The sequence below is a fragment of the Pedobacter mendelii genome, assembly GCF_014635725.1.
Taxonomy (GTDB): Bacteria; Bacteroidota; Bacteroidia; order Sphingobacteriales; family Sphingobacteriaceae; genus Pedobacter; species Pedobacter mendelii.
Window position 1 is genome coordinate 49056 of the sequence record NZ_BMDJ01000005.1, and the last position, 22916, is coordinate 71971.

Annotated in this window: 24 protein-coding genes; 12 read left to right on the forward strand and 12 right to left on the reverse strand. The window is 34.8% G+C overall.

Annotated features, from left to right (window positions below):
• The first annotated feature begins 113 nt into the window (after positions 1-113).
• Positions 114-881 carry a 23S rRNA (guanosine(2251)-2'-O)-methyltransferase RlmB gene (gene rlmB / locus IEV50_RS10215; RefSeq protein WP_188413803.1) on the forward strand — a complete coding sequence of 256 codons (768 nt, stop codon included), beginning with the start codon at positions 114-116 and terminating at the stop codon, positions 879-881.
• Positions 882-943: 62 nt separating this feature from the next.
• Positions 944-1693, forward strand: a complete 750-nt coding sequence (locus tag IEV50_RS10220) for a DUF5995 family protein (protein WP_188413805.1) — start codon at positions 944-946, stop codon at positions 1691-1693.
• On the opposite strand, the gene IEV50_RS10225 is transcribed toward IEV50_RS10220, so the two are convergent.
• Both IEV50_RS10225 and IEV50_RS10230 read right to left on the reverse strand, forming a co-directional pair.
• A complete protein-coding gene (locus tag IEV50_RS10225) occupies positions 1690-2781 on the reverse strand; it encodes a mannose-1-phosphate guanylyltransferase (RefSeq protein WP_188413807.1) in 1092 nt (363 codons plus the stop codon). The two genes, IEV50_RS10220 and IEV50_RS10225, sit on opposite strands and share 4 nt — an antisense overlap.
• A 13-nt stretch (positions 2782-2794) precedes the next feature.
• Positions 2795-3763, reverse strand: coding sequence for a KpsF/GutQ family sugar-phosphate isomerase (locus tag IEV50_RS10230; protein WP_188413809.1), 969 nt, complete (start codon positions 3761-3763; stop codon positions 2795-2797).
• Between the two features lie 91 nt (positions 3764-3854).
• Between IEV50_RS10230 and recQ the strand changes: the two genes are divergently transcribed.
• From recQ to IEV50_RS10245, 3 genes are all read left to right on the forward strand, one after another.
• On the forward strand, positions 3855-6044 hold the full coding sequence (gene recQ, locus IEV50_RS10235) for a DNA helicase RecQ (protein ID WP_188414400.1): 2190 nt from the start codon (positions 3855-3857) through the stop codon (positions 6042-6044).
• A gap of 110 nt (positions 6045-6154) precedes the next feature.
• Entirely contained in the window at positions 6155-6967 is an 813-nt protein-coding gene (gene kdsA, locus IEV50_RS10240) for a 3-deoxy-8-phosphooctulonate synthase (RefSeq protein WP_188413811.1), read from the forward strand.
• Positions 6967-7686: a YqjF family protein gene (locus IEV50_RS10245; protein WP_188413813.1), complete on the forward strand. Its 720-nt coding sequence runs from the start codon at positions 6967-6969 to the stop codon at positions 7684-7686. The genes kdsA and IEV50_RS10245 overlap by 1 nt, the downstream gene beginning before the upstream one ends.
• Positions 7687-7799: 113 nt before the next feature.
• Here IEV50_RS10245 and IEV50_RS10250 read toward each other — a convergent pair whose 3' ends face one another.
• The 3 genes from IEV50_RS10250 to IEV50_RS10260 all read right to left on the reverse strand — a co-directional run bounded on the left by IEV50_RS10250 (position 7800) and on the right by IEV50_RS10260 (position 10761).
• The gene (locus IEV50_RS10250; protein WP_188413815.1) at positions 7800-8216 is read right to left on the reverse strand and encodes a DUF6526 family protein; all 417 of its coding nucleotides are present in this window, start codon (positions 8214-8216) and stop codon (positions 7800-7802) included.
• A gap of 1 nt (position 8217) precedes the next feature.
• Positions 8218-10071 (reverse strand): OmpA family protein, encoded by a 1854-nt coding sequence (locus IEV50_RS10255; RefSeq protein WP_229746698.1) that lies wholly within the window; start codon positions 10069-10071, stop codon positions 8218-8220.
• A gap of 66 nt (positions 10072-10137) precedes the next feature.
• Positions 10138-10761: a 7-carboxy-7-deazaguanine synthase QueE gene (locus IEV50_RS10260; RefSeq protein WP_188413819.1), complete on the reverse strand. Its 624-nt coding sequence runs from the start codon at positions 10759-10761 to the stop codon at positions 10138-10140.
• Positions 10762-10866: 105 nt separating this feature from the next.
• Between IEV50_RS10260 and IEV50_RS10265 the strand changes: the two genes are divergently transcribed.
• Positions 10867-11202 carry a Rieske (2Fe-2S) protein gene (locus IEV50_RS10265; protein ID WP_188413821.1) on the forward strand — a complete coding sequence of 112 codons (336 nt, stop codon included), beginning with the start codon at positions 10867-10869 and terminating at the stop codon, positions 11200-11202.
• Between the two features lie 72 nt (positions 11203-11274).
• Here the strand turns inward: IEV50_RS10265 and IEV50_RS10270 are convergent, their stop codons facing one another.
• From IEV50_RS10270 to IEV50_RS10295, 6 genes are all read right to left on the reverse strand, one after another.
• Positions 11275-11694 (reverse strand): PIN domain-containing protein, encoded by a 420-nt coding sequence (locus IEV50_RS10270; RefSeq protein WP_188413823.1) that lies wholly within the window; start codon positions 11692-11694, stop codon positions 11275-11277.
• 3 nt (positions 11695-11697) lie between these two features.
• On the reverse strand, positions 11698-11958 hold the full coding sequence (locus IEV50_RS10275) for a DUF6364 family protein (protein WP_188413825.1): 261 nt from the start codon (positions 11956-11958) through the stop codon (positions 11698-11700).
• A gap of 150 nt (positions 11959-12108) precedes the next feature.
• Positions 12109-12990, reverse strand: a complete 882-nt coding sequence (locus IEV50_RS10280) for a bifunctional 5,10-methylenetetrahydrofolate dehydrogenase/5,10-methenyltetrahydrofolate cyclohydrolase (protein ID WP_188413827.1) — start codon at positions 12988-12990, stop codon at positions 12109-12111.
• A 74-nt stretch (positions 12991-13064) separates the two neighbouring features.
• On the reverse strand, positions 13065-14852 hold the full coding sequence (gene lepA, locus IEV50_RS10285; RefSeq protein WP_188413829.1) for a translation elongation factor 4: 1788 nt from the start codon (positions 14850-14852) through the stop codon (positions 13065-13067).
• 371 nt (positions 14853-15223) lie between these two features.
• A complete protein-coding gene (locus IEV50_RS10290) occupies positions 15224-16648 on the reverse strand; it encodes an MATE family efflux transporter (RefSeq protein WP_188413831.1) in 1425 nt (474 codons plus the stop codon).
• 223 nt (positions 16649-16871) lie between these two features.
• Entirely contained in the window at positions 16872-17291 is a 420-nt protein-coding gene (locus IEV50_RS10295; protein ID WP_188413833.1) for an acyl-CoA thioesterase, read from the reverse strand.
• Between the two features lie 92 nt (positions 17292-17383).
• On the opposite strand from IEV50_RS10295, the gene IEV50_RS10300 reads away from it, so the two are divergent.
• The 5 genes from IEV50_RS10300 to pnp all read left to right on the forward strand — a co-directional run bounded on the left by IEV50_RS10300 (position 17384) and on the right by pnp (position 20923).
• Complete coding sequence (locus IEV50_RS10300) at positions 17384-17587, forward strand: hypothetical protein (RefSeq protein ID WP_188413835.1); 204 nt, start codon at positions 17384-17386, stop codon at positions 17585-17587.
• A gap of 9 nt (positions 17588-17596) precedes the next feature.
• A complete protein-coding gene (locus IEV50_RS10305) occupies positions 17597-18055 on the forward strand; it encodes a hypothetical protein (protein WP_188413836.1) in 459 nt (152 codons plus the stop codon).
• Between the two features lie 99 nt (positions 18056-18154).
• Entirely contained in the window at positions 18155-18316 is a 162-nt protein-coding gene (locus IEV50_RS10310) for a hypothetical protein (RefSeq protein WP_188413838.1), read from the forward strand.
• A 28-nt stretch (positions 18317-18344) separates the two neighbouring features.
• A complete protein-coding gene (gene rpsO / locus IEV50_RS10315) occupies positions 18345-18629 on the forward strand; it encodes a 30S ribosomal protein S15 (RefSeq protein WP_025146265.1) in 285 nt (94 codons plus the stop codon).
• Between the two features lie 170 nt (positions 18630-18799).
• Positions 18800-20923, forward strand: coding sequence for a polyribonucleotide nucleotidyltransferase (gene pnp, locus IEV50_RS10320; protein ID WP_188413840.1), 2124 nt, complete (start codon positions 18800-18802; stop codon positions 20921-20923).
• Between the two features lie 465 nt (positions 20924-21388).
• On the opposite strand, the gene IEV50_RS10325 is transcribed toward pnp, so the two are convergent.
• The gene (locus IEV50_RS10325) at positions 21389-22081 is read right to left on the reverse strand and encodes a toxin-antitoxin system YwqK family antitoxin (protein ID WP_188413842.1); all 693 of its coding nucleotides are present in this window, start codon (positions 22079-22081) and stop codon (positions 21389-21391) included.
• 82 nt (positions 22082-22163) lie between these two features.
• On the opposite strand from IEV50_RS10325, the gene IEV50_RS10330 reads away from it, so the two are divergent.
• A complete protein-coding gene (locus IEV50_RS10330; RefSeq protein WP_188413844.1) occupies positions 22164-22760 on the forward strand; it encodes a hypothetical protein in 597 nt (198 codons plus the stop codon).
• Positions 22761-22916: the final 156 nt, after the last annotated feature.

Sequence of the window (22916 nt, forward strand, 5' to 3'; positions counted from 1 at the left end):
TTTTAGGCTTTACAGAAATCTTAAAAATTTTTAAACATTTAAATGTTAATAAGGATAATATAGATTAGTGGCTAAGCAATTATTTGAATACTTTTGCCTAACAATTTTTAAACATGGATAATTTTAGAAGACCGCAACGCATAAAAGAGAATAATGAATTTGTTTTTGGTATCAGAGCTGTTATTGAAGCAATAAAAGCTGGAAGAGATATTGAAACTATTTATGTGCAAAGAGGTTTGGGCGGCGAATTATTTCTTGAGTTAAAAGCTTTATTATCTGGCACATTAATACCATTAAATTCTGTTCCTGTAGAAAAACTGAATAGAATGTCGCAAAAGAATCATCAGGGTGTTATTGCTGTAATTTCTCCAATAACCTATCAAAATATAGAAGACATTATTCCTACAGTTTTTGAGAAAGGAGAAGTACCTCTTATTTTGGTTTTAGATAGTGTTACAGATGTTCGAAACATGGGGGCGATTGCTCGTACTGCTGTTTGCGTCGGAGTTCATGCCATTGTTGTTCCTTTAAAAAATGCTGCCCAAATTAATGCTGATGCAATAAAAACATCGGCAGGTGCACTATTTAGTATTCCTATTTGCAGACATTCAAATCTCCATAAAACATGTCAGTTTCTTCAGGAAAGTGGTTTACAAATTGTAGCATGTACTGAAAAGACAAACGATTTTATTTATGCTCCAGACTATACTATGCCCACGGCAATTGTTATGGGTTCGGAGGATGAGGGTATTTCAAATGAACTTTTACGAGTTGCCGATCATTTAGCGAAAATTCCAATGTTGGGCAAAATTGAATCTTTAAACGTTTCTGTAGCGGCAGGAGTAATTTTATACGAAGCAGTAAGACAAAGACTACTGTAAATTAATTAGTTGGTTTTTAGATAGATATTATTTGTTAATTTTATGAACAGACAAATATTGTTATGCAACCAGCCAAAACCATTAATGAAGTAATTTCTCTTTTAGATGAAATTATTGATTCAAGTATTTTGAGAAAATCTCGTATTGGATATTTTGCCTGTTTATACAGAAAAATGACCATTGCCGTAAAGAAAGGTATTGATAACGGTGTCTTTTCGGATGCTATGAGGATGGAAAAATTAGATGTAATCTTTGCGAATCGCTATCTTGACGCATATTATTGTCAATCTCAAAAAACTCCTGTAACATTATCCTGGAAAGCTGCTTTTGATTTGACAACTCAGCCTTACACGGTTATTCAGCATTTACTTTTAGGAATGAATGCTCACATTAATTTAGATTTGGGTGTTGCAGCCGCTGGAGTGAGCAAAGGAACAAATATTCAGTTACTTAAAAAGGATTTTAACCTCATTAATGATGTTATTGCAAGTTTAATTAATATTGTTCAAAAAGATTTGGAGGAAATTTGTTTACCGATGAAACTACTGAAATATGTAGATAATAAAAGTAAAGAATCCGTTATTAATTTCAGTATTACTTCAGCAAGAAACGCCTCATGGATAAACGCAGTAGGGCTTTCATCAGTGTCAACAGAAATGTATAATCCTTACATTAAAACTTTAGATTCAAAAATAAAAATTGTAGCCGATAATATTATAAATCCTAACTTTTCACAAGGTTTAATCCTTCGAACAGTTAGGAATTTTGAGCCAAAAGATGTTGGCGAAATCATTAAATTTTTAAAAGATTAAATGTATTTAACGCCAAATCTTGATTTTACTTCGGCCACAAATTCTTTAACTCTTTGCTCTTCATCACGAGGACAAATTAAAAGCATGTTATTATTTTCTACAACAATAAAATCGTGTAACCCATTCAAAATAACTAATTTATCTTTAGGTACATTAACCATACAATTAGATGAATCGAACATGATAACTTGTTCAGATGGAATAACAGCATTACCGACATAATCTTTTTCCGTCATCTCATATATAGATGCCCATGTTCCTAAGTCGGACCATCCAAAATCAGCAGGTAAAACATAAACATTATCTGCCTTTTCCATGATCCCAAAATCAATGGAAATGTTAGTACATTGAAAGTATGCATTATTTATAAATGCTTTTTCTCGATTGGTGTTTAAATCATTTCTACCCGAATTAAAGATTTCGAACATGTCAGGTAAATGCTTTTCGAAAGCTTTTAATATTGACTTAGCTGACCAAATAAAAATTCCAGCATTCCATAAGAAATCGCCACTTTGAAGAAAAGATTTGGCTAATTCAAGATTTGGCTTCTCTGTAAATGTTTTAACCTTATGTAAGTCTTTATCTGTATTTAAAACGTGATCTGTATGTTGAATATATCCGTAACCAGTATCTGGTCTATTAGGTTTAATACCAAGCGTTACCAAACAATTATTTTCCGACGCAGCTTTTAAAGCCTGCTCAATTGATTTGTTAAAACCTTCTAAATCTGCAATAGTGTGATCTGATGGTGCAACAACAATTGTAGCGTTTGGATTTAATTCTGCAATTTTTAAACAACCATAAGCTATACAAGGCGCTGTATTTCTCAGTAGTGGCTCTCCTAATATTTGATTATCAGTAATATCAGGAATTTGACTTTTTATTAAATCAGAATAAATATCGTTGGTAACTATAAAAATGTTTTCAGGCGGACAAATAGATAAGAATCGTTCGTATGTACTCTGAATAAGTGTTTTTCCAACACCAAAAAAGTCAATAAATTGCTTGGGATGTTGGGTTCTGCTAACAGGCCAAAAACGGCTTCCAACACCACCAGCCATAATTAATGCGTAGAAATTTTTATTCATTTTTTTGTTTAAATTACATAATACCCTCATTTAAGAGATCGTGTAAGTGAATAATGCCAAAATAAGAATTTTGTTCTAAAACGAGCAATTGTGTGATATTGTTTGTTTTAATTAAATCAAGTGCTTCAACAGCAAGTGCATCATACTGAATACTTTTAGGGCTTTTACCCATTATGTCTTCAGCTTTTAAAGTTGCAATGTTAAGGTTATTTTCTAACATCCTCCTTATATCACCATCTGTAATTATTCCTAAAATTCTATTTTCATCATCAACAACAGCAACTGCACCTAAACGGTTTTTGCTAATTTCGATTAAAACTTCTTTAACAGATGCAGATGGTTTTATTGATGGTTTTTCGTTGGTTGAAGCTAAGTCTCTCGCTTTTAAATAAAGCTTCTTTCCTAAAGCCCCTCCAGGGTGATATTTAGCAAAATCTCTTTCATTAAATTCTCGGCATTCAAGTAAACATATTGCCAAAGCATCTCCTAAAGCTAATTGTGCAGTTGTACTTGTGGTTGGAGCAAGATTGTGTGGACAAGCTTCTTTTTCGATAGTTGCATTTAAAATTAAATCCGATTGCTGTGCTAAAAATGAATTTACCTCACCAACCATACCGATCAATTTATTACCTGCACTTTTGAGTAGTGGAGCAAGTACTTTAATTTCTGGCGTATTTCCACTCTTTGATAAACAAATAATCACATCGTTTATTTGAATCATTCCTAAATCACCATGAATAGCATCTGCTGCATGCATAAAGATAGCAGGTGTACCTGTAGAGTTAAAAGTTGCTACAATTTTTTGAGCAATAATTGCACTTTTCCCAATTCCAGTGACTATAACACGCCCTTTTGATTGTAAAATGGTGGATACCGCCTTTTCAAAATCATCGTTAATATTTTTAGCAACATTTAAAATTGCTGCTGCTTCAAGCTCTAATGTGCTTACAGCCGATTGAATAATTGATTTTTTACTTTTCAAAGAGAAAAAAATTGTTGGTTGATACTTGAATTTCTTGTAAAATTATGTTATTTTGGATACAAAAATAGCATCGCATATTTTATTACACAAAATGGACGTGAAAAAGTCGTTATTTGATAACCTGCAAAATTTCTTCGGGTTTGATAATTTCAAAGGTGATCAGGAGTCAATCATCACAAATATTTTAGAAGGCAAGGATACTTTTGTAATCATGCCAACGGGCGGAGGTAAGTCTATTTGCTATCAATTACCAGCTTTAATGAGTGAAGGAACAGCTATTGTTATCTCGCCTTTGATTGCATTAATGAAAAATCAAGTAGACCAGTTAAGGGCTTTTGGTGGAAACGATAGCATAGCTCATTTTCTAAACTCATCTCTAAACAAATCCGAAATTACTCAAGTTAAGTCTGACCTTTTAAGTGGTTATACTAAATTATTATATGTTGCACCAGAATCGTTGGCTAAACAAGAGAATATCGAGTTTTTAAATTTAATTAAAATTTCTTTCGTAGCTGTTGATGAAGCACACTGTATATCAGAATGGGGACACGATTTTAGACCAGAATACAGAAAAATTAAGCAAGTAATTGCTGGTTTGGGCGATAATATCCCAATCATTGCTTTAACTGCAACAGCTACACCTAAAGTTCAGCAAGATATTGTTAAAAATCTTGGAATGACTGATGCTACGCTATTCAAATCATCATTTAATCGTCCAAACTTATTTTATGAAATCCGCCCGAAAAGGGATATTACCAAGGAAATTATTAAGTATATTAAATCTAATCCCGGAAAATCTGGAATCATATATTGCCTTAGTCGTAAAAAAGTTGAAGAAGTTGCAGAAGCTTTAAACCTCAATGGAATTAGTGCTTTGCCATATCATGCAGGTTTAGATCCCAAAATTAGAGCAGAAACCCAGGATAGATTTTTGATGGAAGATGCAGAAGTAATTGTTGCTACAATTGCATTCGGTATGGGCATTGATAAACCTGATGTTCGTTTTGTAATTCATCATGATGTACCTAAAAGCATGGAAGGTTATTATCAGGAAACTGGTAGAGCTGGTCGTGATGGTGGTGAGGGTGTTTGTATCGCCTTCTACGCTCAAAAAGATGTTGATAAGCTAGCTAAATTTATGAAGGATAAACCAGTTTCAGAACGTGAAATTGGTACGCAAATATTAAAGGAAGTAATTGATTATGCAGAATCAGGCGTATGCCGACGAAAACAGATTCTACATTATTTTGGAGAAAACTTTAACGAAACAGGCTGTAATTGTATGTGTGATAATTGCAGAAAGCCTAAGAAGCAGTTTGATGCTGAACAACATTTATCAACCTTATTGAAGTTTATACAAACTACAGGCGAAAAATTTGATGATGTTCATTTATTAAATGTTTTTCTTGGATTAGAAACCGCTCAAACTATCGCTTATGAGCATAGCAAAGTTCCTGAATTCGGTATTGGTAAAGAAGAAGGAGAATTAATGTGGAAATCTATTGTTCGCCAGGCTGTAGTCAATAATTATTTATTTAAGGATATTGATAATTACGGATTATTAAAACTAACAAAACAGGGTAAAGATTTTATTATAAATCCATATAGCTTAAAATTCTTATTAAACGAACCCATTGAAAGCGGTGCAGATGATGATGAAGATGAAATAAAACATGGGTCTGGGACGCTAGATAATCAACTTTTACTACTACTTAAAGAACTCCGTAAAAAAATTGCTAAGCAAAAAAATGTTCCTCCATTTGTAGTTTTCCAAGATCCATCCTTGGAAGAAATGTGTACACATTATCCAATTACCATGGAAGAACTTCGCCAGATTTCTGGTGTTGGTTCGGGCAAAGCAATGAAATTCGGAACGCCTTTCATTGAGCTCATTAAAAAATATGTTGATGATAACGATATTGAACGTCCAATTGATTTAATTATTAAAACTCAGGCCAATAAATCTCAAATGAAAGTGTCTATTATTCAAAATATTGATAGACAAATTGGTTTGGAAGATATTGCGAATTCAAAGGGAATTACTTACGAGGAAATTTTAAAAGAAGTGGAGTCGATTGTAAACTCAGGAACGAAACTTAATCTTAACTATTTTATTGATGAAGTAATTGATGATGATAGACAGGATGAAGTTTTTGATTATTTCCGAGCGGCAGAGAGTGATTCAATCGATGAGGCACTTAATGAATTGGGCGAAACTGATTATACTCGTGAAGAAATCCAATTAATGAGAATAAAATTCATGTCAGAGCTAGGAAACTAGAGTTTGATATAGATGGTAAGTATAAGATGGGTTATGGAGTTTAACGACATATATTATCTGTCACCATTTACCATCATCTATTTTACATCACCCATTATCCATTTTAAAACATGCTTAACTACTTAGATAAAATAAAAAATACAGATTCGGGAAATTTCTTTTTAATGGCTGGTCCATGTGCAATTGAGGGTGAAGATATTGCCATGCGAATTGCTGAAAAAATAATTACCATAACCGATAAACTTAAAATCCCTTATATTTTTAAAGGTTCATATCGCAAAGCAAATAGGAGCAAAGGCAGTTCTTTTACTGGAATTGGCGATGAAAAAGCACTAAGAATTTTAGAAAGAATTGGTCGTGAGTTTGGTGTGCCAACCGTTACCGACATACACGAAAGTGGAGAAGCAGCAATGGCGGCCGCTTATGTGGATGTATTGCAAATTCCTGCTTTTTTGTGCCGACAAACAGATTTACTTATTGCTGCTGCAGAAACCGGGAAAGTGGTTAACGTTAAAAAAGGTCAGTTTCTTTCAGCAGGGTCTATGAAATTTGCAGTAGAAAAAGTGAAAGAGGCCGGGAACGATAAAGTGATTTTAACTGATAGAGGAAATACTTTCGGCTATCAAGATCTGATTGTTGATTACCGTGGTTTACCTGAAATGCAAAGTTTTGGGGTTCCTGTGGTGATGGATTGTACGCATTCTTTACAACAACCTAATCAAAGTAGTGGTGTAACTGGTGGAAAACCAGAATTGATTTTAACTATTGCGAAAGCGGCAATCGCTGTTGGTGCAGATGGTCTGTTTATAGAAACACATCCAGACCCGGCCAATGCAAAATCGGATGGAGCAAACATGTTGCATCTGGATTTGCTCGAAAATACACTAACAAAACTCATTCGTATTAGACAAGCAATTTTATAATGGCCTTAAACAAAGGAGTTTTTTTAACTGCCGAATGGCGAAAATTAGCTTTAGCGCAATATGCTGTAGATGCTGAGATTCTTAAAAAATATTTACCTCCACATACCGAATTAGATGATTGGCATGAAAAATATTATGTGAGTTTGGTTGGATTTATGTTTTTGGATGTGAAACTGAAAGGTTTTAATATTCCTTATCATACTAATTTTGAAGAAGTTAATTTACGGTTTTATGTTAAATATAACGAAAATGGAGAATGGAAACGTGGTGCTGTTTTTATAAGTGAAATTGTACCACTGCCTGCAATTAGTTTTGTAGCAAATACCATTTATAAAGAGCATTACCAAACCTTGCCCATGAAACATACTTGGATAGAGGAGGAGCATCAAATTCAGGTAGATTATCTTTGGAAAAACAAGATATGGAATAAATTTTCGATTACTGCTGCATCAAAAACTGAAGAGATTGCTGTTGGCAGTGAAGAAGAATTCATAACCGAACATTATTGGGGCTACACCAAAATCGGTCCGAACAGAACTTCTGAATACGGAGTTGAACACCCAAGATGGGAAGTTTATCCTACTAAAAGTTTTAACATCGATGTGGATTTTGCAGTTAATTATGGAAACGATTTTGCTTTTTTAAATAACACTCAACCAGATTCAGTAATCCTTGCCGAGGGTTCGGAAATAAGGGTTTTAAAAGGAAAGAAGTTTTAGGTACTTTTTCATTGAACAGAAAGAAATTCAGATTGTTAACCTGAAAGCTTATCGAATGCGAGAAGTTATGTGCTTCGGCAAGTTCAGTATGAATAACTCCAATTACATGATAACTATATTCTGTGGTAATCTCCTCGCCAGTTTTTAATCGATTTTTTAATATCATCAACAGATAGTTTTTCAGTAACTGCTCTATCAACCAAAGCTAAAAATTCTTCATCGCCTGCAAAACGTAGCGCCAAGATCTGTCCCAGTTTTAAATCAGTTGGTAAAGATTTTCCTGACAAGATGAAATAACGTAACTTTTCTTCTGCTCTTGCCGCTCTATCTTGGGCTTTTAGTGCAAACATTCTTGCCATTAATGCAACAATTGCAATTAAAAAGAATACCAATACAATTAAGCCTGTGATAATTGTTGGGATGGCGACATAAGCATAAATGGCTAAACCCAAACCTAAAACCGTTAATGGAATGGTGAAGAAATGGAAAAGTGGATAATACCTTTTGTGGTTTTGGTAGTTTTGCGACATATTAAATTTTTGTGATTAGGAATGACGTTCTTCGGTTGTTTTTTCTGCCAGTTTCTGTTTTATTATCAGCAATTGGTTTGCTTGCGCCAAAGCCTTTAAAGGTAAGCCTTTTTGCATCAATTTCATTCTTAACCAGATAATTATAAACTGCATTGGCTCGGTTAAACGAAAGTTTTTCATTTAGTTTATCATCACCAATGTTATCGGTATGACCTTGGATTTCGATATTTACCTTCTCATTTTGATGCAGAAAATCGATTAATAAATCTAACTCTCTAATGGATGCCGGCAGTAAATTGTATTTATTGGTATCGAAGAATATATTTTTTAAAGTAACGTTCCCACCTTGTTTAATCTTTTCGATGTAAACTTCGATTTGATAAGGTTTGTTAATGTCTCCGGCTTTGAGCTCAAAATTTTCTGAGTAAAATAAATAACCTTCAGCATTCACATTGAACAGATAATTGCTACCAATCGGCATTACTGCCAAAAATTGGCCTGTCTCAGGGTCGGTATAATCATCAAAAACTTTTTGGTTGGTTTTTAAATCGATAACCTGAACGTTAGTTTCAATCGTTTTTTTGCTGTCTTTATCTCTTACAATGCCTTTAACGTAGCTAACTTTCATCGGTTTTGCTGCTTCAGGTATGCCAAAACTATAAATATCTTGTCCTCCGAAACCATCTTTTAAATTGGAAGAAAATAGGCCGAAATTACCATCAGCGCTTACAATTAATCCACTTTCATTTTCAAACGAATTAATGGGATAACCTAAATTAATCGGCTTTTGAAATTTGCCTATATCGTCCATTCTGCTGTAATAAATATCTTTGTTTCCAAACCCCGGCCAGCCATCTGATGAAAAATATAACGTTTTTCCATCTACATGCAGAAATGGCGTATTTTCATCATAAGCAGTATTAATTTCCGGACCAAGATTAATAGCTGGTCCCCATTTAGCATCGTCGGTAATGGTGCTTTTCCAAATATCATATCCACCAGAACCACCCGGGCGATTGCTGATGAAATATAGGGTTCTACCATCAGGACTAATTGCAGGTTGCGATTCCCAATATTCGGAGTTAACCGGTTTGCCCACATTGTAAGGTTCACCCCAATCTTTGCCCTCCCGATGCGAAACGTAAATATCGCATCTACCTAAACCATCGGGGCGATTACAGCCTGTAAAAAACAAATATTTTCCATCTGGAGAAATGGTTTGCGCACCCTCATTAAATTTGGTGGTGTTTATTTTTGTTGAAAGCGGTGTGGCTAAGTTCCAGGAATTGTTTTTAAACTGAGCTGTCCAGAAATCTTCATTTCCATTAACCTGCCTGGTAAAAATTAAGGTTTCTCCATCTGCGGTAAGCGCCGGAAAATATTCGGCATCGGTTGTGTTCACACCCTGTCCAAGATTTACCGGACTAAATTTAACAGGTTTTTTGATGGCAATGGATGCAAAATCACAATCGGACAGACATTTTTTTGCTTTTTTAGCTCTTTCAGAGGAAGAATCTTTTATTAAAAACTCCCCGAAATGTTGCTTGGCCTTATCATATTCTTGTGTTGCAAATTCAGTTTCTGCCAAACCGTAGATTACAGTTGGAGCTACATTTTTATTTATCAAAATTGCTTTTTGATAAGCAGCCTTTGCCTCGTTATATTTTTTTTCAAAACTGTAAACACTAGCCAGTAAAATATATGCATTTTGAAATAGTGGGTCGGTCTCAACAGCGCTCTTTAAAACCTGTTCTGCCGATGCAAAATCCTGTTTTTCAATAAGTGGATTGGCTCTTTCGAAGAAATTTTGGGCTTTCTTATTGCTAGAGCTTTGTGCGAAAACACTAAAACTCAACAATATTAATAATAGGGAAAAACAGAACCTCATAAATACATTGGTTATTAAGCTAATGTATTGTTTTTAAGGAATATTTAAAAATTTGTGTGTTTGCAAAGAGATTTCCCATTTTGGATTTGCCATTACATATTCAATAATCATAGGCGTAATTTCTTTCGATTTTGACCACTCTGGTTGAAGATATAATTTACAAGTTGGAGATACCATTGCAGCATATTCTTCTGCCCATTTAAAATCACTTTTATTGAAAACAATAACTTTTAGTTCGTGTGCAAATGGTGTAATATCCAGTCGCGGTGCTTTGAATTTTTTAGGTGATAAACAAATCCAATCCCAATTTCCCGAAAGTGGATAAGCCCCAGAAGTTTCGATAAAAGTTAAAATACCGCGTTCTTTGAGCTTATTGGTTAGGTAATCAAGGTTATAAATTAAGGGTTCACCACCTGTTATTACCACAGCTTTGCCTGGAAATTTATCCGCATTTTCTACAATTACATCCGATAAGGTTAAAGGATGCATTTCTGCATCCCAACTTTCTTTAACATCGCACCAATGGCAACCTACATCGCAACCACCCAAGCGAATGAAATAAGCCGCTTTGCCAGTGTTAAATCCCTCGCCTTGTATTGTATAGAACTCTTCCATTAAAGGAAGTAATGTGCCGTCTTCTGGTATATCTTGTTTCATTTTTGAGGATGCAAATATCCTAAAAAAATATGGGCTAGGCGTTCATCTCCTAAAATTTAATCGAAAGATGAAATAACACTGATATTTAATCCCTATTTTAGTCTGATGAAGTGGTTAAAAGCGCTAAATAAGGTGCAGATTCCTACAAAGGGTAATATTAAAACGCTCGAAGTAGGTGGTAAACAGCTTTGCATTATTAATAACGAAGATAAAATTATAGCTACACAATCTTTTTGTCCGCATGCTGGTGGTCATTTTTCTGGTGGATGGTTTAAAAATGGACATTTAGTTTGCCCGGTTCATCGCTACGAGTACAATTTGAAAACCGGAAGAGGAGCAGAGGGACAAGGCGATTACATTCATATTTATCCAACCGAATTAAGGGAAGATGGTTTGTATATTGGATTTGAAGAAAGTTGGTGGAGTAAGCTTTGGGGGTAGATGAAGAATAATGATTAAGAAACAAAGAACAAAAGATTAGATAAAATCAATTAGACTATATTTTAAAATAATTCAATTCAACAAATACCTTTTAAAAAATTCTTGGCAGTTTAAAACCTCTATCTCAGCGAAGTAAAAATCCTCAATATCCTCAGTAATAATGCATTTGCAATCAACAGATTCTGCTGCATAATATTCCAATCCGTCTTCAAAATCGTGTATTGCTTTATTTGATAACGTATCAAAAATACCTTTGGCAGAATTTGGAGCAATTTTAATATGCTGACAAATCAAATCTATCTTTTGCTTAGCCAATACGGATTTGTGTTTCTTTTCTGCGAAGTAAAAAGCAATGGCTAGGCAAAGTGGTGATGTGTAAACTTCAAACTTAGGGTGCGATGCCAAGCTTAAAATTCTAGATGAATAAGTAAATAATGGATACTCTTTGTTTAAAACGGAAACGAGAACGTTCGCATCTAAAAATATTTTCACTGATTATTTTTTAGAAGAAAAGAATTCATCCATCGATGCTTTGCGAGCAGTTTTAGGTGTTTTTTTATACTCAACTTCGCCTTCAGCAACCATATTTACCCAATCAGAGATGGGATAATCTTCTAATGATTTATAGTTGTGTGCTGTAACCTGAATTAATAAATGCTCAATTAAACGAGATAAACTAATATTATTATCGGCGGCATATTTTTTAGCCTTTTTAACAACATCTTGATTAAAGCTTAAGGTAAGTTTCGAATCCATAACATCAAATCTATAAACAAATATAATTATTTTACGTATAATTAAAAATATTTACACGTAAAAGAAAGCAACTCAAATGGTTGAGTTGCTTTTGAATATTTTATGGGGATAGGTTTTTACCCTAAACCCTAAACCTTTCCTCCTTCTACCTTAATTATAGATTTCTTTCCTCGCTGATGCCAAAGTATTTTTAAGTAAGCCAACAATCGTCATTAAACCAACACCTCCAGGAACAGGCGTAATATAAGATGAAATCGGTGCTACGTTTTCGAAATCTACATCGCCATAGAGTTTAAAGCCAGATTTTGTTTCAGTAGAAGTTTCTCGGTTAATACCTACATCAATAACAATTGCACCAGCTTTAACCATATCGGCGGTGATAAAATTCTTCTTACCGATAGCGGCAATGATAATATCAGCTTGTAAAACTTGTTCTTTTAAATCCTTTGTGCGAGAGTGTGTTAGGGTTACCGTACAATTCCCCGGGTTGGCATTTCGAGCCATTAAAATGCTCATCGGGCTACCAACAATATTACTTCTACCAACCACAACGCAGTGCATTCCGGCGGTATTGATGTTGTATTCTTGCAACATCAATAAAATTCCATAAGGCGTAGCCGGAATAAAACAAGGTAAATTACGCATCATTCTACCCAAGTTTACTGGATGGAATCCATCAACATCTTTCTTATAATCAATTGTTTCGGTAACTTTTTCCGGGTCGATGTGTTTCGGTAATGGCAATTGAACAATCAATCCATCAACATCAGCATCTTGATTTATTTCTTCAATTTTCGCTAATAATTCTGCCTCACTAACCGAATTATCGTATCTGAAAAGCGAAGATTTAAAACCTACCTTTTCACAATTTTTCATTTTGCTGGCTACATAGGTTTCGCTACCGCCATCATTGCCAACTAAAATGGCAACCAAATGCGGCTTGCGACCGCTAGCATTCAAAAATTCTGCGGCTTCTTCAGCAATTTGAATTTTAACTTTTTCTGATACGTATTTACCGTCTAATAATTTCATTTTCAAAGTATCGAGTAGCAAGTATCGAGCTTGGCAAGCTAACTTGCTAGTTGATACTCATATCTTAATTCTATTTAATCTAATTTCAAAACTGCCATAAATGCACTTTGCGGAATTTCTACGTTTCCAACCTGGCGCATGCGTTTTTTACCCTTTTTCTGTTTCTCCAATAACTTACGTTTACGAGAAATATCACCACCATAACACTTCGCGGTTACATCTTTACGTAAAGCACTTAGCGTTTCGCGGGCAATAACTTTTGCACCGATAGAGGCCTGTATCTTAATTTCAAACTGCTGACGAGGGATTAATTCTCTCAGCTTTTCACAGATTTTCTTGCCGAAATCGTAAGCATTACTGCGGTGGATTAGCGATGATAAAGCATCAACAGGCTCCTCATTCAGTAATAAGTCTAAACGTACTAAATCTGATTTACGATAACCAATTTGATGGTAATCGAAAGATGCGTAACCTTTTGAAATCGTTTTTAATTTGTCATAAAAATCGAATACAATTTCGGCCATTGGCATTTCAAAAACTAGCTCAACTCTATCTGATGTTAAGTATGATTGATTAATAATTGTTCCTCTTTTTTGAATACAAAGCGACATTACCGGACCAACAAACTCAGCTTTAGTAATGATATTTGCTTTGATAAAAGGCTCTTCTACGGAATCCAATTTACTTGGGTCGGGCAAATCTGATGGATTATTTACAATAAATTCATCACCTTTTGTAGTATGTGCAATGTAAGAAACGTTGGGTACGGTTGTAATAACCGTCATGTCGAATTCACGTTCCAAACGCTCTTGCACAATTTCCATGTGCAACATGCCTAAAAACCCGCAACGGAAGCCAAAGCCCAAAGCTGCAGAACTTTCGGGTTCGAAAACAATAGACGCATCATTCAATTGCAACTTGTGCATTGCCTCACGCAATTCTTCATATTCATCGGTATCAACTGGGTAAATACCTGCAAAAACCATAGGCTTAACCTCTTCAAATCCTTGTATAGAATCCAATGATGGTTTTTCAACAGTTGTAATCGTATCACCAACTTTTACTTCACGTGCCTCTTTAATTCCTGAAATGATGTAGCCTACATCGCCAGTTTTAACAACGCTACGTGGCGACATATCTAGTTTTAAAATTCCAACTTCATCAGCTAAGTACTGTTTACCTGTGTTGATGAATTTAACTTTATCACCTTTTTTTATTTCTCCATTTACTACCTTATAATAAGCAATAATTCCTCTAAAAGAGTTAAAAACAGAGTCGAAAATCAATGCTTGTAAAGGTGCGGTTGGATCGCCAACCGGAGCCGGAACACGGTCTACAATGGCCTGAATAATATCAGGGATTCCCAACCCAGTTTTACCTGATGCAGGAATAATATCCTCACGTTTACAGCCAATTAAATCAATAATCTGGTCTTTTACTTCCTCTGGCATTGCCCCAGGTAAGTCCATTTTATTTAAAATCGGGATAATTTCCAGATCGTGCTCCAATGCCAAGTATAAGTTCGAAATCGTCTGTGCCTGAATTCCTTGCGATGCGTCAACAATAAGTAAAGCGCCTTCGCAAGCTGCAATAGAACGCGAAACTTCATAAGAAAAATCTACGTGTCCTGGTGTATCAATAAGATTGAAATTGTATTCAATATCACCAACTTTGTAGTTCATTTGTATGGCATGACTTTTAATTGTTATGCCTCTCTCACGCTCCAAATCCATATTATCGAGCAATTGCGCCTGCGCCTCACGCTTCGAAATCGTCTCGGTGTATTCTAATAACCTATCGGCCAGAGTACTCTTCCCATGGTCAATATGTGCAATAATGCAAAAATTACGTATATGCTTCATCTTTGCGCAAAGATATAGTTTTTAATGGAAAATTTAGGATGGAAAATGGAGTAGTAAAACAAGTTATTGAGCTTTATTTGGAAACTGAAATCACTGTTTCTTCGGTTTCTAAAGTCTTGCTTTCCACTTTATCTTTTTTGTGAACACTCATTCCTTAATGAATGTTATTGCAGCAAAAAAGGATATCGTTTCAATCAAGTTTATTTAACAAAGGTTGTGGTTCTTTTGGGACTTTTCCGGTTAAGTGTGTTAGAAACATAATCATTATCCCTCTGGCAAGTCACAACCGAACCAGTATTGATAAGATGATTTAATCAAGTTGTTATTATGCTATACTATTTAATAAGCAGGAAATTATTAAAGGTAGAAAATTAAACCATTGTTTTCTTCCATTTTCCTTTCTTAAACAAAATAAAAGCTGCAATAGTAATGCCAGCTTCAGCAGTTGGGATGGCAATAAATACACCTGTTGGACCCATTTCCAGATATTTTGCCAGGAAGTAAGCCAAAGGAATTTGGAATAGCCAGAAAGCAAAAATATTTATTTTGGTTGGTGTCCAGGTATCGCCAGCCCCATTAAAAGCACTATTAAAAACCATCGCTAAACCATATATAACAAAACCAATACTCAATATTTTTAGCGCACGACTTGCAATCTCAATTACTTTTACATCAGAAGTGAAGAATGATGCAAATAAGTGGCCGCAGGTTAAAAATAAAATGCTTACGATAGCCATAAAAATAATAATGTATTTTAGGGTTTGGTAAACGGATTGCTCAGCTCTTTCTATATGGCCTGCACCCAAATTTTGACCAACCAGCGTTGCTGCCGCATTACTCAAGCCCCAGGCGGGAAGTAGAAAAAACATCATCAATCTCAAAGCTGTTTGATAACCTGCAGAACCTTCATCGCCTCCCGTTGTAGCCACTAATTCAGCTAAGAATACCCAGCTGCAACTTGCAATTACAAATTGAAAAATGGCGGGCGCTGCAATTTTTACAATGGTTTTAATTTGCACAAAATCAGGAATGAATTGAATAATCCGAATTTTTAAAGTGTTTCTGCCGTTGAATAAATTATACACTTGATAAGTTACACCAATACCTCGGCCAATCGTTGTCGCAATCGCGGCACCTGTTAAACCAAATGCAGGAATAGGACCTAAGCCATTTATAAAAATAGGGCAGAGGATTATGTTCGCAATATTTGCAATCCATAAACTTCGCATTGCGATGGCAGCATTACCAGCACCCCTAAAAATACCATTAATTAAAAAAAGTAAAACGATAATAATACTTCCGCCCATCATAATCCTAACGAAAGTGGCTCCATGGTTTGCCGTTTCTGTGGATGCACCCATTAATAAGAGGATATCTCGGGCATAAATTAATCCAGCAATGCTGATTAAGATATTAATAGATACTGCAATTACAATAGTTTGCATCCCAGCTTTTGCGGCTGCCTCTGGGTTTTTCTCGCCAATTCTTCTAGATACTACAGCAGTTGCTGCCATACTTAATCCAATCGCTAAGGAATAAATAATGGTTAAAACCGATTCTGTTAAACCAACAGTTTGAATGGCGTGGCTGCTGTTTTCTAAATGACCAACAAAATATAAATCGACTAAAGCAAAAACTGATTCCATAGCCATTTCCAACATCATCGGAATGGCTAATAAAATAATCGCCCGTTTAATACTGATTGAAGTCAAATCGACTTCATTTCCTTTTAACGATTGTACAAGTACATCAAAAAAAGAAGATAGTTTGCCCTGTGTCTTTGTTGACTGCGACATATTTTAAATGATAAAATGAAATGTATAAACTACTTGATGTGCATTTAGATGCGCATACTTGAAGTAAAATGGGAGGGAATCCTCGATTAACTAAAACCTAAAACGGATTGCTGAAACTATCATCGTTCTGTTATTTTACGACAAAGATAAATAAATTATTGGATTGTCAAATTTTGATGACTGATTTTGTAGAAATTGATTAATTTATTTGCCTGAATCCTGACTAAATACTATACGCCTTAATCATTTCTTCGGTAACTTTTGTTCCGCGGGAAGTGTTCAAATCAATTAATACATAATCAAAAATCCCATCAGATGCTACTTTTCCGGTTTTCTGATTGATGATTTCAAACTGAACGGCACAACCTTTATCGTTCATGGTTAAAATACCAGTACGGATGATCATCAAATCATTCATCAATAAAGGGCGTTTGAAATTAATATCAACATGGCTAACTACCCAGCCTAAACCTTGCTGTGTAAAATGCTCCCACGGCATACCATAAAATTTTTCCATCTGCTCATAACGTGCCGCTAATACATAATCTAAATATTTGCTGTTATGCACATGGTTAAACATGTCTATATCATCAGGCCGAACACGTAATTCGCTTTCGAAAATGCTAAATTGATTCTTTATCAAAGGTTAAATATTTGTGCAAAAGTATTGAATAGACTCAAGATATATTGATATAAATATATTTTTATATCTCAAATTTTGTATTTTTGATAAGAATGGGAAAACTTACTTTATATGATATATCAATTCCTCGCGAAACAATCATCGAAGCGCGTGAAAATCTATATTTAAATCGTACTCCTGAACAACGTTTTTTTAACGTTTTGCAACTTAACCACATTTCTGTAATTATGAATGGGGGTAAGCCATTGAAATCTCCCCAAGGAAAAGGAATTGTTATTCGTAAACCAAGCCTTTAATTTTCCAATATGTCATTTGATAAAGAAAATCCAGAAATGCTTTTATTATTGGAAACATTTCAGCAATTTGATTTGCGATATCTTATTATTGGTGGCTTTGCAGTAAACCGTTACGGATATAATCGTACTACAGGAGATTTAGATATCTATTTGAAGGATACAAAAGAAAACAGGCAAAATTTAATTTTCGCTTTGGATAAAATGGGATATGGTAAATACGATATGCTTTTAAATGTTCCAATTATTGCTGGATATTGCGAAGTTTTGATGGATAATGGAATGTATGCCTATTTAATGACTGATATTCCTGGATTGGATAAGCAAAGATTTGATGAGTATTACCAGATGGCAACTGTTGATGAAATAAATGGTATTAAAGCTAGGTTTCTACATTATAATCATCTTATTGATAATAAACGTGCGACTAATAGACCAATTAGACGTTTTGGAATTAGAGCGCATCAATAATAAAAAATAAAGTTTCTTTAAACCCGACTTAGCGAAAATCCTTTTTGCAACATTTTCCGAATGAGATTGCTTCGTCGTTCCTCTTCGCAAAGACGACAAATGAAGTACGATAGGCAAAAAGATTGTAGCGAGGGTGGGTGTGTGGTAACCGATTACAACCGAAACTTGTTTTCCAAACCCATAAATGAGACTTATAACTATCTGGTAATTACACTTGCTTATCTTCAAAAATACCATTATCTTTGCGCCACAATTAATTAATTTTTAAACACTTTAATATTATTCAAGAATGTATTTAAGTCCAGAAAAGAAGGCCGAAATCTTTAAACAACACGGCGAAGTAGAAACCAATACTGGTTCTGCTGAAGGTCAAGTAGCATTATTTACATACCGTATTGCGCACTTAACAGAACACTTAAAGAAAAATCGTAAAGATTTTTCTACACAGTTATCACTTCAAAAATTGGTAGGTAAACGCCGCGGTATTTTGGCTTACTTATACAAAAAAGATATTGAGCGCTATCGTGCTATCATCAAAGCTTTATCGCTTCGTGATATCATTAAACAAAAATAAGCGTATTTTATCAATAAGAGCCATTCTTTAGAGAATGGCTTTTTATTTTTCAGTAGCTTTACAACAAGTTATTGATAACATGGCGAGTTTAGACTTGCTCGTTTGCAAAAACAAAAACATATATAAACAAGGTGTGGGCAAAGAGGAAAACACACCATAATTCTAATTAAATGAATGTAATAAAAAAGTCGCTTGATTTAGGTGACGGCAGAACAATCGAAATTGAAACTGGTAAATTGGCTAAACAAGCTGATGGTTCGGTTGTAGTAAAAATGGGCGATACGATGTTGTTGGCAACTGTTGTATCTACTGTAGGTGCTAAACCAGGAACTGATTTTTTACCATTATCGGTTGATTATCAAGAAAAATATGCGGCAACAGGCCGTATTCCAGGTGGATTTTTACGTCGTGAGGCTAGATTATCTGATTACGAGGTTTTAATTTCTCGTTTGGTAGATAGAGCTTTACGCCCAATGTTCCCATCAGATTATCACTCTGATACACAAGTGATGATTTCATTAATTTCTGCTGATAAAGATATCATGCCTGATTGTTTAGCTGGTTTAGCTGCATCGGCTGCATTAGCTGTATCAGATATTCCTTTTAACGGTCCGATTTCTGAAGTACGTGTTGCCAAAATTGATGGAAAATTGGTAATCAATCCATTAGCTAGCGAATTACAACGTGCAACTTTAGAATTTATGGTTGCTGGTTCGGCTAACGATATTGGTATGGTTGAGGGAGAATGCGATGAAATTCAGGAAGATGAAATGGTTGAAGCATTGAAATTTGCACACGATGCAATTAAAAAACAGTGTGCTTTACAATTAGAATTAACCGAAGCAACTGGTAAAACAGTTAAACGTGAATATAACCATGAAGACCACGATGCTGATTTAAGAGCTAAAGTTTTCGCTGATACTTATGATAAAGTTTACGCTGTAGCGAAATCTGGTTCTAATAAAGATGAACGTAAAGTTGGTTTCACCGCAATTATAAATGAGTTTTTCGAGGCAATGCCAGAAGATACTGCAGATTTAACTAAAGCAATGGCTAAACATTATTACCATGATGTGCAGTACGATGCGATTAGAAATTTGTTATTAGATGAAGGTATTCGTTTAGATGGACGTAAAACAACTGAAATTCGCCCAATATGGAGTGAAGTTGGTTATTTACCATCAGCACATGGTTCTGCTGTGTTTACACGTGGCGAAACTCAATCTTTAACATCAGTTACTTTAGGTAGTAAAGATGATGAGCAAATGATTGATGGAGCTTTCTTTAATGGTTACCAAAAATTCTTATTGCATTATAATTTCCCTGGTTTCTCAACCGGTGAGGTTAGACCAAACAGAGGTGCTGGTCGCCGCGAAATTGGTCACGGTGCTTTAGCACAACGTTCTTTGAAAAAAGTATTGCCACAAGGTGAGGCAAATCCTTATACAATTCGTATCGTTTCTGATATTTTAGAATCTAACGGTTCATCATCAATGGCAACTGTTTGTGCTGGTACATTAGCACTTATGGATGCAGGTATTAAAATCAAATCGCCAGTTTCTGGTATCGCAATGGGTTTAATTACTGATGAGAAAACTGGTAAATACGCAATCCTTTCTGATATTTTAGGTGATGAAGATCATTTAGGTGATATGGACTTTAAAGTAACTGGTACCAAACACGGTATTGTTGCTTGTCAAATGGACTTAAAAATTAATGGTTTATCATACGAAGTTTTAACAAAAGCTTTGTTGCAAGCTAAAGAAGGTCGTTTACATATTTTAGGTGAAATGGCGAAAACGATTGCTCAGCCTAATGAAGACATGAAGCCACATGCTCCACGTATTGTTTCTATCACTATTGAGAAAGAATTCATCGGTGCAATTATCGGCCCTGGAGGTAAAATTATTCAAGAAATGCAACGCGAAACTGGTGCATCTATCTCTATCGAAGAAGTTGATGGTAAAGGTATCGTAGAAGTTTTTGCTGATAATAAAGCAGCTATTGATGCAGCGGTTACCCGTATCCGTAACATTGTAGCTAAGCCAGAAATTGGTGAAGTTTACCAAGGTAAAGTAAAATCGATTATGCCGTTTGGCGCATTTGTTGAAGTAATGCCTGGTAAAGATGGTTTATTACACATCTCTGAAATTTCATGGGAACGTTTAGAAACTATGGACGGTGTATTGAAAGAAGGTGATAAAATCGAGGTTAAATTATTAGACATCGATAAACAAGGTAAAATGAAACTTTCTCGTAAAGTTTTATTGCCAAGACCAGAAAAACAAGGATAAAAACAGTCCGAGGTCGGAAGTCCGAAGTTGTAACATATTAATAATTAGCCCTTTCAGTGTAAAACTGGAAGGGTTTTTTTGTGAATGCTTGGTTTGATTTGCTTTATATTAAATCAGGTTTTAATAATGCTTAAGCTAACCACATCGTCATGCTGAGGGTTAATTATTTCATAAAAAATAATACGAGTGACGTTTATGGCGGTCGTCATTGCTGAGAAACTATCTTTCATAGTTTGGTGGTAAACTTATTGCTACTAATACATTGGAAAAGCACAAGGAGAGGATTGCCTCTCCCACGCATCGGGAATGAAGAATCGGAAAATATTCTCGCAAGGACGTAAAACATCAATGGTGTTTAATTCAGCATCTTTTTCGCTATTAAAACACTGAAACAAATTCAATTACGACCGTCTTAACCAAAAATTTAATTAAAAAAGTCGAGTAAATAATCCAATTTGGTAGTAACTATTTTATCTTAACATCATTTTTGTAAAACTCTTTGGTTACGATTTTACCTTTTTCATCTTTACAAATTCTCTCGCCCTCTCTTTTGCCGTTTACAAATGCCGAAGTGCATTTTACTTCTCCATTTGGATGATAAGAAACCGCATTACCATTATTTAAGCCGTCCTTAAACAGTCTTATTTGTGATGGTTTTCCATTTTCATAATATTCTTTGAATTCTCCTTGAAGTAAATCGTTTACATAAGTTGCTGATTCCTTAATATTTCCACTTACATAATAGGAGGTGAAATTCCCCTCAAGCTTACCATCTACGTAAGTATAATTTTCTTTTGGTTTACCGTTTTCATAAAATTTTTTAAAATTTCCCTCTTTAACTTCTGCAAAATCTTTATAAATAAATTTTTCTTCAGCTGATAGAGTTCCATTATTATAATAGTATTTCCAGAGGCCGTTTTTCTTATCCTTTGTGAAACTTCCAGTCGCCTGAAGTTGTCCATTTTCGAAATAATATTGCCCAATGCCCTCTTTTTTGCCTTTCTTCCAGTTCTCAATTAAATTAATTTTTCCATTTGAGTAGAACTGTTTGCAGGTTCCCTCTTGTAATCCATCTTTCATTCCGCAAGGTTTTTCCTTTTGAGAGAAAGCAAGATTAGAAATGAAAATTAGTAGGATGACCGTTAAATATTTTTTCATTGTTGTTGGTTTTTATCTAGAAATAGTTTAATTATGTAATAATATAAATACATTTTTAATAAACAAAGTCTATATCTATCTTATGAGAAAACAGAAATTTATTATTCTTTCCCTATTTATCACATCCATCTTTTTTAAGGCCAATGCCCAAAAGGCAGCATATTATCCACAGGTTCCTTTTGATTCCTTACAAGCGAAGAGCATGTTGGCATTGGGTACATCGAGTATCGAAGGTTTAGCTTTTACAAAAGTTAAGACATCGCTTGGCTATAAAGCCCCGCTAGCACCTAAAATTTTAGCGGCAAATGTAACCGTAACCTTATATCCAGTTACCACATATTTTGAAGAATGGTATCGTTTAAGGAAAAAGGAAGAAAACAAAAAGACAAGTGTTTATATGTCGCAAGAAGCTTTTCATTGGCGAATTACCGTTCAGACTGATGCTTATGGGAGATTCAAATTTACTAAGATGAAACCTGGAAAGTATTTCATACAATCTTTTGCAAGTTATTCGAGGTCGGGTTCTACACCAGTTTACCGCGGAACCGGTTACAATAATTACGGTGGACAGACTGATTATTATGAATATCAGAATTATACCAATAATTACACCGATAGGATTGAGGAATTTATAGAAGTAACCAGAGATGGACAAGCGCTCGAAATTAAATTGAGATAAAACTTAACCCTTTCAGTTTGTCTGAAAGGGTTTTTTATTGTAATATAATTTTGTTTGAAATGATTTTGTAACTTGCATTGTTAAGAATATTGTATAACCCAATTCGTCATTGCGAGGCACGAAGCAATCTCTTTTACTCATTACCAATGCATGAAG